Source organism: Listeria ivanovii subsp. ivanovii (assembly GCF_900187025.1).
GTDB lineage: Bacteria > Bacillota > Bacilli > Lactobacillales > Listeriaceae > Listeria > Listeria ivanovii.
The window spans coordinates 310,547-324,963 of sequence record NZ_LT906478.1 but is presented as its reverse complement, the minus strand read 5'-3'; the positions used below and the strand labels follow the sequence as shown (position 1 = coordinate 324,963).

Sequence of the window (14,417 nt, the reverse complement as noted above, 5' to 3'; positions counted from 1 at the left end):
GTATGATACGCAAATCAAGTCTCTTTTTTTATACGAATTTTATTTTACTTTTCTAGTTTTACGCATAAATATGAAAAGACCAGCTAATAGTAAAACACCTAAGCCCACTAAAAGACTATTTTCTAAAGCGTTATCCCCTGTTTTAGGTAAGGAGTTTTTCGCTGTCACTATTTTAGTTGAATCTTTTACTTGCGATTTTACAGCAGTTGTTTTTTCAGCGACGTGTAAGTCTGTTTCGTTATCTTTCATACTTGGATTATTATTGTTATTATCAGCTGAAGCACTATTATCGTCTTTCCCATCTGGATCTACAGGTGTTGGTGTGACATCGTTATCCGCATTTTTATCATAAACATAGGTTACGGTTTGAGCTTCATCGCTGAAAGCCCCTGTTGCGTTGGCAGGCGTTTCTTTTAAAGTCCAACCTTCAATCATTTTTGCTTTTGATGTATAATCCGCATCGACATTTCCGCTTAAAGTAGTTTCCGTTGCTAATTCATTTCCATCTGCATCCACATATTTCACCGTCACGTCCGCACCTGCGTGGACTTCTGCTATTTTCTTAAAGGGAACTTGTAAATTGACATTATCACCATCTTGTTCAAAAGTGACCATTTTCGCTAGATTCTCTTGGTAAGTTGCTTCGTCAAATTCATATCCTTCAAAATTTGCGGCAATTCCATCTAAGTCAAATTGTTCGGTAGTAGCTCCAACTGCTGCTTCAAATTGAGCTGCATCAATATCTCCGTTCAAGTATGCTACCATATTTTCTAATACATCATTCCAGGACATTTCAGAATCTAATGTGTTATTTCTTAAATCATTATATTTAGCATCTTTCGCTAAATCACCAAATGTTACAGTGTCTGTTGGTACACCATCTGGGTATGCGTATGATAAATTGAGTGATGTATATAGTTCTTGCTTTTTACCATCTACCGAATAGAACGAAATACCAACTCTTCCTTTGTTTACTTCATTTTGATTTTTTGTATAGGTGTAAGTTACAGTTTGGTTTGTTTCGCCAAATTGTCCGTTTTGATTGCTAGGAAGTTTTGTTTCATCTAATGTGTAGCCATCGATTGTTTTTGCTTCTGTTGTGTAAGCTGTGTTTAAATCCCCTTGTTGCATAGTGTCTTCTGAAATCTTTACGCCATTTTCATCAACGTATTGTACAGTTGCCATTGATTGAATATTCACGGTATAGGTGTGTGTTCCGTTATTGCCAGCACCATCAGAATAGTCGATAGTAAAGCTCCCAGTCCCCGCTTTCGTTGGTGTTCCTGAAAGCATCACATCTGCATATTGATAATGTGTTCCATCTTCGCTCATTGGTCCATATTCGATGCTATAATCAACACCATCAAGGTTTGTCAATGTAACTTTCACATCTGAAATATAGCTCCCCCACTCATTATTAGGTAAAGCTTGATCTTGAAGGTGCAATGTTTTTGAAGTATTTTCTCCAACAGTAAGTTCCAAATCGCTTGTTGCTGCGAAAATCTTATTATTCATGTATGTGGATGGCTTAGAAGTTTCTGTTTGGTCTTGTTTCTCCGTATCCGTCGTTGCTGCAAAAACTTGAAAAGGTGCTTGAACAACCAAAGCTGTGCCAAGTAGTAATGCTACAATTTTATTTATTCTCATTTAATTCGTGCTCCTTCTACTTTTGATTATTAAGCCTGCCCCTGCGACCTGATTACCCGCGTGACCCGACTCGACTTCGAAAGTATAACAGAGCTTGAAGCTATCCTTGTGTGTAGATTTCACACCGATTGCATTATTATATGTCGATTTTTCAAATTAATGTATTTGTCGATAAAAAAACACCCATAAATTAGATTATGAGTGTGGTGTTATTATTTTTCGACTTTGCTAAAATCAATTTGGTGACCAGAGAATTTCAATAAAAATTGTCAGAAAGGCTCCTAAAAACTGTTCTCTAAAGCTCTCTTGATGGAAAATATTTTGAAATACTCCCCATAAAAAAGCTAAAATCACACTAAGTAAAAAATAGGCAATGATTACGAGACCAATGAACTTGGCAGTTTCTATGATAGTTTCCATGGTGTGCTCCTTTACTCATTTTTCCAATCCATTTTAATTAAAACCGAATGTTTCTAAAAATATATTACCGATTTTTATTCCAAAAAAAATTCCGATCCCGAGTACCAACCAAAATAAAAATTTATTTCTAGATTCCAATATAAGGCAAGTAATAATACAAATAGTTGCTAAACATATGTAAAGTATTAGTAACATTGTTGGATTCTCACTTTCAAAAGTAATTTTCAGAAAAAGCTTTTACAAATTTTTGATTATAATGTTCGATTGATTTTTTAGTTTTCTTATCTAGATCATCTACTGGAATCATTATATATTCTTCTAGAAAAAGTTCCTTGGTATAAGGAGGTTTTGGAAAATCGCTTAGAACAAATTTTTCATTGAATACACCTAAAACTAATAAATATTCTTCCAAATTAAATTTAGCTATCCAATTTGCATTTATATCAAACATGCAACCTTCTTCTAAAAAATAGAATAGTTCGTCTTCGTCCCATAGCTCTTGAAAATTCACCTCATCCTGTTTAAGATTAAACTGAATGTATTTTTTATAATATTTGTTATTATAGTTTGGAAGCATTTGTATTTCATTCGTCCCAGCCTTTTCAGTTAATTCGAGTAAATACTGTAAATTCTCTTCCAAAAAATCCGTCAAATCAAATACATATACTTTAATTAGATGGTAAAATACTTGTTCAGGTATTTCAGATTTATTATTAACCTTATCTTGAATATTTCTATAAAGTTTTTTTATATGCTTTACATTCCCATCTTTAAATATGTGATTATTCATTAAATCCCTCCAGATCTATCGAATTTTATGATTACCTTTTTGCTAAACACCCAATCTTGGAACTAGCATTATTACATAAAGAATCAGTGATATTAGAAAAATAACAATAGCAATAGAACTAAGCCAACTCTGCCCGTTTTTCTCGTTTCTTTTGCTATAACCAACAATCAGTATAAGTAAGAACATTAAATATACTGCGATTACGCCATATAACATTTACAGTTTTTTCTCCCTCCTAAAAGTATATCGTTAAACCAGTAACAGCGAATAAGCATATTATTAGCAAGACTTGAATAAACTTTTCAAAAAAATTATCTCGTTTAAATTCAATGATAATTATGCACATGATGATTATCCCAATAAACTCTAAATCCATTATCAAGTTCAAAATCTCATCCATTGTAGCCTCCTATAAATTCCATCAGAATTCCTCATCGCTAAATTCCCCTTTTTTATATTTACGGAATATACAAAAAATCCTTTATTAAAGTAACTACAAAAAGTATTAAACATAAAAAATATAGTGTGCATATAGTGTATAGAACCTTTATGTTATTATTAGCATACATTTTAAACCGTAGAAAGATTAGTACTACTACCAATATGATTGTGTATATAGCTAGAATACTCCATAAAAATGACTGCACGCTCATTCCTCCTTTTTCAACCTGTGAAGAATACAAATGTTGCTAAAACGACTATGGCTACACAAGTAAATAAGTATGGCATAAATCTTAATAATTTATCTTGCTTCTTTGCTTTATATTTATTAATAATTACTAAACATAACGTGTTAATCAATAAAAACTCAAGCGCTATCAAGATTTTTAAAAATTCCAACATAAAAGCTCTCCCTTTATACCGCTTAGAAAAATTTTTTAGTAGTAAGCCTGGTTATCTCCTACTCAGCATCATTAACTAAATCAATCAAATGCTCTATTTCTAAACCATAGTTATTTGGCTCATCGTTATCCTCCAAGCCATAATTTACAAAAGAAGTCAAAAGGATATCTAATATTCCATCTATACTTTCTGGGTTTAAGTTGTCTACACCATTTTTTTCTATCTCGCTAATATATTTTGGATGCTCACTTAGTAAAATCTCTTTTTGACTTGAATTCATTTAAGTTTTGTCTCCTTCTATATGATTAGCTTCATCTTTGATTGTAATTGGCTTGGCTTCTAGCTTCTTTCAAAAAGCATTGTGGTTTGCTACTCAGTAAAAACAGGATTTAATAATTCGTCTACAGTAGCTGATGTCTTGCTCACGACATACTCCTTTTTTTCTCGACTAGTTATTCCATCAATTTTCCACGAATTTAAATACACATGGAAATTTTCATTATGTGGTAGTACGAGTGTTGCATATGGACTGACAACGGGATTTATATTTGTAGGATTATTAAACATATCCACTTCTGCTTCTGTATCGATAAAACCAAAATAATATGGGCAACTTGGATGAATAGCTATCAAGATATTGATTAATTTATTTTCCATTTGATCCAATGAGCACGTCTCAAATACATAATCACTTGATACATCAAATAAAACACCTTGATAGCCTTTTTCCTCGTAGAATCGTACCGCAAAAAGCCATTCGTTTTCTATCAGTTTGCAATTAATTTGAGTCACATTTGAAAAACACTGCTCTTTTTCCACTTCTTCCAAAGTCCTAGTTCTAGATAAATCATTTTCTATGTTATAACAAACAAGATTTTCGATTTTTATACTTGCAATGCCATTCAACAATTCCAAATACTGTTTGATAACACCTATATAAGAGGTATCTTTGTAAACACAACCTGTCGATAAAACACTTGCCATTTATTTATCCCCCTTGTTTTATTTGAGTTCTAAATTTATAACTTTCCGATAATTTAGTTCCATCTTTTCTTTAAATAAAAATATTTTATTTGCATATGGCTCGAAATCATCTTTTATAAATAAGCGAAACATTTCTTTATGTCGATAGATCTATTTACAAGGATGACTCTCTTTGTTTTCGCTTCTTCTTTAATGATTACGCCCATCCAATCACCCAGAACGCAGCATTTCCAATAACAAACAAAATAATTCCAAGATATTGGGTTATATTAGTTGCTTTCCGATTTTTCATTTTCTCAGCAATTTGAAAACATATCAAAAAACTCGCTACTCCTAGTATCAAACAACATACACTTATAACTATATTCATTTTCCACCTCAAAACTTATATTTACAGAAATACATCAAGATACTTATTAACCCCCTAGTACCAACACTCTAACCCCTAATTCTATTGCTTTTTCTAACCATTTTCCCATTTTGCGAACCAGATGAAACAAAGAAAGTGTGAACCGTTCCTTTTCCAGCGATGGTTTCTCATTACAAATATCTTTTACAAAATTATTTGAAATTTTTTCAAAATCGATTTTCTTTAGATTTTCTATCAATCGGTTTAACTCATCAAAACTAAAATCATTCTCACCAAACATGCAGAAATCGGCTTTACTTTTTTCGAAAGTTGCAAGAAAAACTTCAAAATCACCTAAATAAATGTAGTACGAATCTTCATTCCAAAACTCTTTTTTCGCAGTATGGTACTTAAATTCTAAGTACATCGTTCCTTTTAATTGATCTTTCTCCAAAAATAATTTGTCATAATCGAGGTTGGTGTTCTTGTTGTCGATTTTGAGCAGCTCCTTCCTGTTTAGAATGGCATGTTTTTTTCATTCAAAATAAGTCTTATTAAACACTTTTAAGAATTTTATATTATCGTTTTCAAGCCATACCGACCATTCTTGAAAGTGTTCAGTGAATTCTTCTAATGACATACTTTCTAGATTAGAAAATGAAGCTGGTTTTGGAAAATCTTTTTTTACAGCTAAAATGACAAAATTAAATTCATGCTGTTTTCAGCTATAGCATTAGTAATGATTCTAGTTATCACGGTAGTAGGATTTATTATGGGGGAATTATATCAAAAACCATTCAGTATCTATAGCGTTTTATTCTTTTCTTTAGTTTGGTATGTCAATTTAATCTGTCTGCTTCTTTCTCAAGAACTTCTTACACTACTCTTTAGAAATGTATATATACCGTTTATCTTAATCATGATTAGCGTAATCTTAGAAGGTTACCTCGCTGAACCTATCCTACTTCACGAGTACTGGATTACAGATGGATTCGGGATAATTCCAGATTTCATTCTTATAAATGGCATATTATTGTATGGAGGGATAATTGGTGTATTGCTAATATGTTTGAGTAACCGATATGATACAGTATCTACCACTACGGAGGAACGCTGATGATTTCAATTCTTAAAAGAAATAGCTTAGTTATATTCACCGAAACCAAGCGAAGTATATTAATCTTTACTTTATTTTTAGCAATTTATTTTATAGTCCAACTATCTTTTTATGGTAACGGTTCAGATGTCTACTTAAAAATGTTTGCAGGTACACATTTGCAAGTGCCAAATGACCCTCTTCTAAAATTGCCAATTCCTTGGTTTCTTTTTAGTATTGCTCCTTTTTTAATTAGCATAGATGTCATCCATGAGATAAAGCAAGTCTACGATAAAATGCTACTAGGCCGAGTTTCCTCTAATAAGATATTAATATTCGCTAATTTGTTAAGTGTACTTATCTTTGGTTGGCTGTATCATATATTTCTATACTTTGTTTGCACATTAATAGATTTGCTTTTTTCTGGAAGTACAGCTGGACTGAAAGATTTACATTTTTTATTTTATCAATTACTAGCCATATCGATAACTATGATTATTATTTATACATTATTACTTTTCCTAAGCTCCATTATCACACTATTAGTTGTTATCTCAATGTACTTACTAACAGTTTTTCAGCCCACTTTATTTGTTTGGATTAACATCACAATGTATGAACGTCTGAGTGAAATCCCTCTTAGTCTAGTGTTCATTTACGGAGCAATGATCATCATTGTAAGTTCTATAATTTACATTCTTATGCATAAAAAATACTTTTTAGAGAGGTACTAATAAATGAGAGAAATTAAATTAAAGGCAGTATCTAAAACATTAAAGAAACGCGAAGTCATCCGTGATGTTACTATTACGATGGGTGGAAATAACGTTTATGGTTTTCAAGGGGTAAATGGATCAGGAAAAACTGTTTTATTTAAGCTGATTTTAGGGTTTTTAAAGCCTACAATAGGAGAAATATTTATTGATGGGAAAAAAATGCATGATAAAATTGAATTTGCATCAGATACCGGTTTTATCATCGAGTATCCCGGATTCGTCAAATACTACTCTGGCTTTGAAAATTTAAAATTACTCGCCGCTATTCAAAATAAAATAACTGATAAAACGATTTACGAAGCGATTGCCAAAGTAGGACTAAATCCCAATAATAAAAATAAAGTGAAAGATTATTCATTAGGCATGCGCCAACGCTTAGGAATCGCTCAATTGTTCATGGAAAATCCCACTATTATTATTTTAGATGAGCCGACAAACGCACTAGATACAGACGGAATCAACATGCTGAAAAATTTAATTGCTGAATGGCGAACACAAGGTAAACTAGTACTACTGACCAGCCATAATGAAGCCTTTTTAAAAGAAGTTTGCGATAATCTATATATTATTGAAAATGGCGGTATCATGGAAGTGCATACGATATGATACTAAAAAAATATCGGTGGTATTTCATTGGAATAGTTGGCGTTTTTATTATAGTAGTACTTGCTTTATATCAATACAAAGAAGTCAATAAACCTTGGGAAAATTTTAAGATTGAAAAGAAAACAGAACCCTCTTTTACACTAAGCAAAGGAGGGAAATATTCCATCTCTAATATCAGCACAAGTCTTCAAGAAGATAATAAAGATATCCAATTATATGAGCTTGAATTAACCATTGAAAACACATCAAAAAAAGTTTTAGAAGTTGATTCAGATAATATGGTTCTCATGTCAAATAGATATCATGTAAACTATTGTTTGGGCTTTTCTAAACTCAAAAATAAAAGTGGTACTCCAGAGAATTCGAGTGTAGAAAAGTATGAATTAAAGCCAGGTGAAGTTGGTAAGTATATCTTTGTAGTTGCTATTCCACCATACTGGAAACTAACTCGTAATGATAAACTTTATTTTTGTTATTTTGAGTCAAATTTAGATAAAAAACGCGTATATGAGTATAATATTCCAGTAACTGTACAATAAAGTTAGACCTCGTTGCAAAGTGAACAAACGAAAAAAGCTTGAGACGAAAGATTTTCTCCATTTAGATACACATATGGTCTCTTCCGGATATTATTAGTCCTGAATTAGAGACTCGCTTCATTTAATCTTTTTAGTAGCCAAAACCTAACTACGCTTGATTACTGTGATGCGGTAGTTATTTGACGCGCGGGGAATTATCTAGCACCTATTACGACAACCATAGCATAGCGCGCCGTCCCCGTAGTTCCTTAGACAAAACCAATCAACTGGGGCGGAAATCGTGTCAAATTCGCCCTTCTACTCACAATAAAAGAAGAATGCGTCAACTAGTAAAAATTTCAAATAAACTCCGCTCCATAAAAAAATTAACGAAACAAGAAAATTTCGACCAATTTATCGAATTATGCAAACTATAATCCACAAAAAACCCCTAAAACATCAAAAAATCTAAGGTTTCTTATATCCTTTTCTAATCTGATCAACCCCAAAAACAACAATCGGCACATAATTAAAAAAGAAACTAACCCGCTGACAAAAGCCAATTTTATTCAAAATGGGTAAATCATTAACTGCCGAAACTTGTGCCAAGCCATAAACGACGGCTGTCAGCAAACTAATGATTAAAAGCACCAGATAGAGCTTACAATAAGCTGTCTCGCCTGTTTTCCAGTATAGCAACATCAAGAGTAGTGGAGAAAGTAAAAATCCCGTATATCCCAGTCCTGAACCAATATTATGCACCCAAGTTGAAAACGTCCAAGTCGCTCGCTCCGTATCAATGCTAAATAACCCCGTAAAGATACAATCACCAATTCCGAACAACCCAATTGCTAAAGTCAGACAAATTGCGAGGCTTCGCGAAGTTTTAACCACCGCTTGATAAATCGCCGGTAAAGCCAACATAAGTAGCACCCCCGAAACCACCGACCAAACCAAAAACGCTACACGAACCGGACTAGCCACATCCCCAAACAAGCTTATCATCATCGTCATTTGGTTTAATCCGGGATAAAACAATCCAAGTATGTATGGTGTTAGGAAATCACTCAGTACGCCAAGAATTAAAAAGTAAAAACCGTATTTTTTTAAGAAAGACATTTGTATTCTCCTTTCGAGAACTGATTTACTAGTATGAAAAAGTTTGCTACTGTCTTCTGCCAATCATTCATTTACAAATCCCCAAATCCGTTCATTAACCTCATTAGCTTCCGGAATCGGATACAAGACGAACACGTACGGTAATCCTACTAACTCCAAACACTCAGTCTCTTCATGCATCCGAGCCATCCGGTTTAGTAGCTCCCCTCGTCCCACTCACCATAAGCGCCTTCATTGCAACAATCGTATCTTTCTTCTCCACGACCGGCTATTGCAGGAATTAATGCAAAATCCACAATTAGTGAAATCGCTATCACCTTGATTAGCTTTGCGGCTGCAATAATCAGTTTTAATTGTAGACTCATTTATGATAAGGCTCCCCTCGCACAATCCGAAACGCCCGGTAAATTTGCTCCACCAAGACCAATCTCATTAACTGATGTGGCAAAGTCAATCGTCCAAACGAAATCCGCTCATCACTCCGCTTCAATACCGCGTCACTCAGCCCAAGTGACCCGCCAATCACAAACGTCACTTTACTCCGGCCATATGTCGCTAGCTTATCCAAATCCGCCGCAAATTCCTCGCTTGACTTCATTTTGCCATCTATCGCCAGTGCAATTACATAAGCATCTTCAGGAATCTTCGCCAAAATCCGCATGCCTTCCTTATCTTTCACCTGTTTCATTTCCGCCTCGCTCAATACTTCTGGCGCTTTTTCGTCCGCAACTTCGACAATATTTACTTTCGCATACGCGCTAAGACGCTTTAAATATTCCGCAATTCCTTGCACTAAATATTTTTCTTTTAGTTTTCCTACTGTTACAACTTGAATGTTCATTTGCGCCACCCTTAACTTTATTAGTACTCTTATAATACAACAAATCACGCGCCTAACACTACTTAAAACAAAAAAAAGCACCGTTCATTTCGAATAGTGCTTTCAAAAATCAACTTATTTTATTAATAATTTGAATCAACCAATCGCCCGGTTTTATCGGTTGGTTTTCATCCACTCCAATAACATCTAAGTAATTTTCTGTGTTCGTCACAATGACCGGTGTAATGATTTCATATCCTGCCGCTTTAATTTCCTCAATATCAAACGTGAGTAACAAATCTCCAGCCTGCACTTGATCGCCTTGTTTCACTTTAGGATGGAAATGAGCGCCATTTAAATTCACCGTATCAATCCCGACATGAATCAACAGCTCCACACCTTCTTTCGAGCGCATTCCAAGTGCATGACCAGTTTTGAAAAAGGTTACTACTTCACCCGAAAATGGCGCATAAATTTCACCAACAGACGGATTAATCGCGATTCCTTTTCCCATAATTTCTTCCGCAAAAGTTGCATCTGGTACTTCTTTCAAAGCAACCGTTGTTCCGATTGCTGGGCTTAGAACGGTTTCGTGTTCAATGGAAGATGCTTTGCTTTCTGTTTGTTTTGCTGGTTTTGCAGTTGTATCTTTATCATCAAATTTCAAGAAGAATGTTAGTGCAATGGTGATCGTAATCGTAAGTAGCATTCCAATGATTAGAAAAATAAATTTCGGCCCCATAAATACTGGCAAACTAACTAATCCTGGTAAAACAATCGCATTCCCAGTAACTCCACAACCTGTAACAAAGGCGCCACCAATTCCAGAACCAATTAAACCTGCGATAAATGGTTTCTTTAGTTTCAAGTTAACCCCATACATTGCTGGTTCGGTAATTCCTAAGAAACCGGCAATCGTGGAAGGAGCTGCAATTGCTTTTAAATCTTTGTTTTTTGTTTTTAAGAATACGGCAAGGGCAGCTGCTGCTTGACCCATATTAGCCATTAGGAAGACTGGCATTAAGTAGTCATAACCAAGTACAGCAATATTTTGAATTGCAATCGGCATTAAACCATAATGCATGCCGACCATAACGAGTAACGGACGAGTTGCCCCGAGCAATCCACCGGCTAAGATTCCACCGTGCGCGAACAGCCAAGTAACCCCCTCTGCTAACCAAACACCCAGATAGGAGCCTAGTGGTCCAATAACAATTAATTGTACAGGAATAATAATCATTAATACAATCGTCGGAGTAAATACAATACCTAAAGAAGACGGCATCCATCTGTCTACCCAACGATAAACGTAACTTAAAATCCAAACTGCTAAAATAATTGGAATAACCGTAGAGCTATAATTGATAAACGGTACAGGGAGCCCAAATAGGTCAGATCCGGTCGGCCCACCATTTGCTATAGCTTTGGCGCCATCAATAATAATTGGATACATCATCCCACCTGCAACAGCAACTGCTATAAACTCATTCGTCTTAAAGATTCGAGCCGCAGAAACAGCAAGGAAGAATGGTAAGAAATAAAACACACAGTCAGATACAATTTGCAGCATTGTAATAACGCCACTTGTCGGTTCTACCCAGCCAAATGCCGTAACAAGACCGAGCAACCCTTTTAGCATCCCCGCTCCGGCAATTGCCGGAATTATTGGCGTGAAAATAGTTGAAATAACTTCAAAAAAACGACCAATAATGTTCCCTTTTTTCTTATCGCTTTCTATTTCTGCACTTTCTCCTTGTTTAAAATTGCCAAGTTTAATAAGTTCCTTGTACACTTTTGAAACCTTGTTGCCAATAACTACTTGGAATTGTCCGCTTTGAATTTGGACACTAATGACACCTGGTAACTCCTCGATTTTATCTTTATCCGCTAAATCAATTTTGTTTAAGTGAAACCTTAATCTTGTATAACAGTGCATGACTTCGCTGACATTTTTTTCTCCCCCGACAAGTGCGAGTATCGCTTTTGCTAATTCTTGATTATTCATTGTTTTCCTCCACTTCTTTTGTAATAAAAAAACCTAAACAAAAGATAGACACTAAAGAATGCCTGCTTTTATTTAGGTCACGCCTGCCAAACAGTAACGATCCTGTAATAAATTATTTAGTTGTTTCTCGGGTAGTTACACGATGAATATGGAGCGTTAAATAAAGCACTTCATCGTGATTCACAGTCCAGTTCATCGTTTCTTCTAGTAATTTTTTCACTTTCAAAGCACATTCAAAAGCCTTAGGGTACTTACTTTTCACTACGTCATAAAGGAGTGCCTCTTCAACGATGTCAGATTCTTTTTTCATTTGACGTAAAATAAAGTAGCGCAAGTGGGTAATCAAACGTGCATAATTTAAGGAGTTTTCATCTACTTGAATAAGGTAATGATAGTTAATAATATCTAATATTTTGGCCACTAAAGTAGTCATTTCAAATGCTTGTTCTATTTCCGCAGTACCAAATCTAGCGTTCACAAAATGCATCGCAATCGGAACTACCTCTTCGCTTGGTAATGTAATGCCTTCATGTTCTAGCATCCACTTGATAGCTTCTTCAGAAAATGCCACTTCTTCTGGATACATATGGCGAATTTCCCATTTTAAAGGGTAGTCAATTTGGATGCCTTCTTTTGCACGAGTTATCGCAAAATTAATATGGTCAGCTAGCGGGATTAGTAAGTTGTCTGTAATATGTGCGCCTAATTTCTCTTTTCCTTGCTTCACTAAATAATCACTTAAATTAATAATCTCTATCGGTACCTCATCAAAAAAAGCAGCCAATTTCCCTTCTGTTGCATCGTCATTTAATACAAATGTTTTTTCTAAATTAGTTAAGTCAACTGGGTCGCCAGGGAATTTTTGATAACCAATGCCTTTCCCCATGAGGATTTTTTCTTCTGCCTGCTTCTCAATGACTAAAACAACATTATTATTAAATACTTTTTTTATTATCATCTTTTTTTCCTCTTCAATAGTTTACATCTAAGAAAGTTAAATTAAGACAAAAATTCCCCATTAGAAGCGATGACTTTTTGGTACCAGTGGAAACTACGCTTTTTAATTCTTCGCATATCTTTCAAGTCAAAGTTCTCTCGATTAACATACACGAATCCGTAGCGCTTGTCCATTCCATTTCGTCCACTAACTACATCGATGAAACTCCAAGCACAATACCCTAGAACCGAAACGCCATCATTAAATGCCAATTTTACTTGTTTTATATGTTCCTTTAAATACATCACACGATAATCATCATTTACAATATCTCCCTCCTCTAGTTTATCATATGCGCCCATTCCATTTTCAGTAATAATTAAAGGTAAATGATATCGTTCATGTAGTTCTCGAAGTGTCAACCGAAGACCAACTGGATCAATCTCCCAGCCCCAATCAGTTGCTACCAATTCTTCATTTTTGACGACTTGAAAAATCCCAGCTTCTGCTTCTGGTAGTAAAGATTCTTTTTGGTAACCAATCGGAAATGCTTCGGTCGCTGGGAATGCTTTCACTGCTTCTGAAAAATAATAATTCACCCCAATCATTGTTGGTGGATTTTCTTTCATAAGTTGCATATCCCCGGGTTTGATTTTAGGTGCAAAGTCTCTTTCCAATAAATACTGCCAAAATGGTGTACTGTAGTCGCCGTAACAATGCAAGTCAAGCAAATAATTATGTTTCACTAACATCGCATCACTGCTTGCAAGTACATCATCTGGATTAGAAGTTGCTGGATGAATCATCGAAAAAGATACCGCCGGACCGATTTTGCCTTCTATCCCAAGCTCTTGAAATGTCTTGATTGCTGCCGCTGTTGCTAAACACATATGGTGATTTGCTTGATAGCCAAGTTTTAACTGCTCGTGTTTCGTTTTCCCAGTTAGACCAAGGCGGCTCGGTATGCGGACAACATGATCTTGTTCGTTAATTGTTAACCAATATTTCACCCGATTGCCATATGTCCGGAATAAGAATTCAGCATATGCTCGGTAGTCTTCTACGCTCTGACGTGAGACCCATCCACCATATTCTTCCACTAACGCTTGCGGATAATCAAAATGATAAATCGTCACAAGTGGCTCAATTCCATATTTACAAAGTTCATCAATTAACGCATTATAAAAATCCACGCCTCTTTGATTTACGCTACCACTTCCATTCGGAAAGATACGTGTCCAAGCAATCGAGAATCGGTATACTTTCATTCCTAATTCAGCCATCAAAGCTACGTCCTCTTTCATACGGTGATAATGATCTACCGCAATCGTAAAGTCTGTTATTTCCGGATTTTTTTCCATTACATCAATAACAGATAGCCCTTTTCCGTCTTCTTGCCACGCACCTTCCACTTGAAATGAAGAAGTAGAAGCGCCCCACAAAAAAGTTGCTGGAAAAGATTTATTTTCTTTAAATTCCATCTGTGCATCCCTCCTAGTTTATACTT

The 14,417-nt window shown here is 35.0% G+C and carries 17 protein-coding genes; 4 read left to right on the top strand and 13 right to left on the bottom strand.

Annotated elements, in window-relative coordinates; translation table 11 throughout:
* Nucleotides 1–39: 39 nt before the first annotated feature.
* The 7 genes from CKV67_RS01540 to CKV67_RS01510 all read right to left on the bottom strand — a co-directional run bounded on the left by CKV67_RS01540 (nucleotide 40) and on the right by CKV67_RS01510 (nucleotide 5,487).
* A complete protein-coding gene (locus CKV67_RS01540; RefSeq protein ID WP_025279733.1) occupies nucleotides 40–1,647 on the bottom strand; it encodes a MucBP domain-containing protein in 1,608 nt (535 codons plus the stop codon).
* Nucleotides 1,648–1,881: 234 nt separating this feature from the next.
* Nucleotides 1,882–2,067 (bottom strand): hypothetical protein, encoded by a 186-nt coding sequence (locus CKV67_RS01535; protein WP_025279732.1) that lies wholly within the window; start codon nucleotides 2,065–2,067, stop codon nucleotides 1,882–1,884.
* A 211-nt stretch (nucleotides 2,068–2,278) separates the two neighbouring features.
* Nucleotides 2,279–2,857: a hypothetical protein gene (locus CKV67_RS01530; RefSeq protein WP_014091823.1), complete on the bottom strand. Its 579-nt coding sequence runs from the start codon at nucleotides 2,855–2,857 to the stop codon at nucleotides 2,279–2,281.
* Between the two features lie 901 nt (nucleotides 2,858–3,758).
* Nucleotides 3,759–3,980 (bottom strand): hypothetical protein, encoded by a 222-nt coding sequence (locus CKV67_RS01520; protein WP_014091822.1) that lies wholly within the window; start codon nucleotides 3,978–3,980, stop codon nucleotides 3,759–3,761.
* Between the two features lie 89 nt (nucleotides 3,981–4,069).
* Entirely contained in the window at nucleotides 4,070–4,684 is a 615-nt protein-coding gene (locus CKV67_RS01515) for an Imm64 family immunity protein (protein WP_014091821.1), read from the bottom strand.
* A gap of 196 nt (nucleotides 4,685–4,880) precedes the next feature.
* On the bottom strand, nucleotides 4,881–5,003 hold the full coding sequence (locus CKV67_RS14860; RefSeq protein ID WP_258380599.1) for a hypothetical protein: 123 nt from the start codon (nucleotides 5,001–5,003) through the stop codon (nucleotides 4,881–4,883).
* A gap of 97 nt (nucleotides 5,004–5,100) precedes the next feature.
* Nucleotides 5,101–5,487 carry a hypothetical protein gene (locus CKV67_RS01510; protein WP_231845376.1) on the bottom strand — a complete coding sequence of 129 codons (387 nt, stop codon included), beginning with the start codon at nucleotides 5,485–5,487 and terminating at the stop codon, nucleotides 5,101–5,103.
* Nucleotides 5,488–5,805: 318 nt separating this feature from the next.
* Between CKV67_RS01510 and CKV67_RS01505 the strand changes: the two genes are divergently transcribed.
* From CKV67_RS01505 to CKV67_RS01490, 4 genes are read left to right on the top strand one after another with little or no spacing between them, the layout of a single operon-like run.
* Nucleotides 5,806–6,150, top strand: coding sequence for a hypothetical protein (locus tag CKV67_RS01505; protein ID WP_025279730.1), 345 nt, complete (start codon nucleotides 5,806–5,808; stop codon nucleotides 6,148–6,150).
* Complete coding sequence (locus CKV67_RS01500) at nucleotides 6,150–6,863, top strand: hypothetical protein (RefSeq protein ID WP_025279729.1); 714 nt, start codon at nucleotides 6,150–6,152, stop codon at nucleotides 6,861–6,863. Before CKV67_RS01505 ends, CKV67_RS01500 begins: the two co-directional genes overlap by 1 nt.
* A 3-nt stretch (nucleotides 6,864–6,866) precedes the next feature.
* Nucleotides 6,867–7,511, top strand: a complete 645-nt coding sequence (locus CKV67_RS01495) for an ATP-binding cassette domain-containing protein (protein WP_014091817.1) — start codon at nucleotides 6,867–6,869, stop codon at nucleotides 7,509–7,511.
* On the top strand, nucleotides 7,508–8,050 hold the full coding sequence (locus tag CKV67_RS01490; protein WP_014091816.1) for a hypothetical protein: 543 nt from the start codon (nucleotides 7,508–7,510) through the stop codon (nucleotides 8,048–8,050). The genes CKV67_RS01495 and CKV67_RS01490 overlap by 4 nt, the downstream gene beginning before the upstream one ends.
* A gap of 447 nt (nucleotides 8,051–8,497) precedes the next feature.
* Here CKV67_RS01490 and CKV67_RS01485 read toward each other — a convergent pair whose 3' ends face one another.
* From CKV67_RS01485 to CKV67_RS01465, 6 genes are all read right to left on the bottom strand, one after another.
* On the bottom strand, nucleotides 8,498–9,148 hold the full coding sequence (locus CKV67_RS01485) for a DUF998 domain-containing protein (protein ID WP_014091815.1): 651 nt from the start codon (nucleotides 9,146–9,148) through the stop codon (nucleotides 8,498–8,500).
* 194 nt (nucleotides 9,149–9,342) lie between these two features.
* Entirely contained in the window at nucleotides 9,343–9,513 is a 171-nt protein-coding gene (locus tag CKV67_RS14580) for a hypothetical protein (RefSeq protein ID WP_014091814.1), read from the bottom strand.
* Nucleotides 9,510–9,989, bottom strand: coding sequence for a 23S rRNA (pseudouridine(1915)-N(3))-methyltransferase RlmH (gene rlmH / locus CKV67_RS01480; protein ID WP_025279728.1), 480 nt, complete (start codon nucleotides 9,987–9,989; stop codon nucleotides 9,510–9,512). The genes CKV67_RS14580 and rlmH overlap by 4 nt, the downstream gene beginning before the upstream one ends.
* Nucleotides 9,990–10,098: 109 nt before the next feature.
* Nucleotides 10,099–11,973, bottom strand: a complete 1,875-nt coding sequence (locus CKV67_RS01475) for a beta-glucoside-specific PTS transporter subunit IIABC (RefSeq protein ID WP_014091813.1) — start codon at nucleotides 11,971–11,973, stop codon at nucleotides 10,099–10,101.
* Between the two features lie 112 nt (nucleotides 11,974–12,085).
* Nucleotides 12,086–12,931, bottom strand: a complete 846-nt coding sequence (gene licT, locus CKV67_RS01470) for a BglG family transcription antiterminator LicT (protein WP_014091812.1) — start codon at nucleotides 12,929–12,931, stop codon at nucleotides 12,086–12,088.
* Nucleotides 12,932–12,972: 41 nt separating this feature from the next.
* Nucleotides 12,973–14,391, bottom strand: coding sequence for a glycoside hydrolase family 1 protein (locus tag CKV67_RS01465; protein ID WP_014091811.1), 1,419 nt, complete (start codon nucleotides 14,389–14,391; stop codon nucleotides 12,973–12,975).
* Nucleotides 14,392–14,417 lie beyond the last annotated feature (26 nt).

Coding starts and splice junctions, on each gene's coding strand:
- CKV67_RS01515 (WP_014091821.1), bottom strand. CDS start 4,684: ATGGCAAGTGTTTTATCGACAGGTTGTGTTTACAAAGATACCTCTTAT.
- CKV67_RS01475 (WP_014091813.1), bottom strand. CDS start 11,973: ATGAATAATCAAGAATTAGCAAAAGCGATACTCGCACTTGTCGGGGGA.
- CKV67_RS01520 (WP_014091822.1), bottom strand. CDS start 3,980: ATGAATTCAAGTCAAAAAGAGATTTTACTAAGTGAGCATCCAAAATAT.
- CKV67_RS01490 (WP_014091816.1), top strand. CDS start 7,508: ATGATACTAAAAAAATATCGGTGGTATTTCATTGGAATAGTTGGCGTT.
- CKV67_RS01535 (WP_025279732.1), bottom strand. CDS start 2,067: ATGGAAACTATCATAGAAACTGCCAAGTTCATTGGTCTCGTAATCATT.
- CKV67_RS01500 (WP_025279729.1), top strand. CDS start 6,150: ATGATTTCAATTCTTAAAAGAAATAGCTTAGTTATATTCACCGAAACC.
- CKV67_RS01485 (WP_014091815.1), bottom strand. CDS start 9,148: ATGTCTTTCTTAAAAAAATACGGTTTTTACTTTTTAATTCTTGGCGTA.
- CKV67_RS01505 (WP_025279730.1), top strand. CDS start 5,806: ATGGGGGAATTATATCAAAAACCATTCAGTATCTATAGCGTTTTATTC.
- CKV67_RS14580 (WP_014091814.1), bottom strand. CDS start 9,513: ATGAGTCTACAATTAAAACTGATTATTGCAGCCGCAAAGCTAATCAAG.
- CKV67_RS01465 (WP_014091811.1), bottom strand. CDS start 14,391: ATGGAATTTAAAGAAAATAAATCTTTTCCAGCAACTTTTTTGTGGGGC.
- CKV67_RS01540 (WP_025279733.1), bottom strand. CDS start 1,647: ATGAGAATAAATAAAATTGTAGCATTACTACTTGGCACAGCTTTGGTT.
- CKV67_RS01495 (WP_014091817.1), top strand. CDS start 6,867: ATGAGAGAAATTAAATTAAAGGCAGTATCTAAAACATTAAAGAAACGC.
- licT (WP_014091812.1), bottom strand. CDS start 12,931: ATGATAATAAAAAAAGTATTTAATAATAATGTTGTTTTAGTCATTGAG.
- rlmH (WP_025279728.1), bottom strand. CDS start 9,989: ATGAACATTCAAGTTGTAACAGTAGGAAAACTAAAAGAAAAATATTTA.
- CKV67_RS01530 (WP_014091823.1), bottom strand. CDS start 2,857: ATGAATAATCACATATTTAAAGATGGGAATGTAAAGCATATAAAAAAA.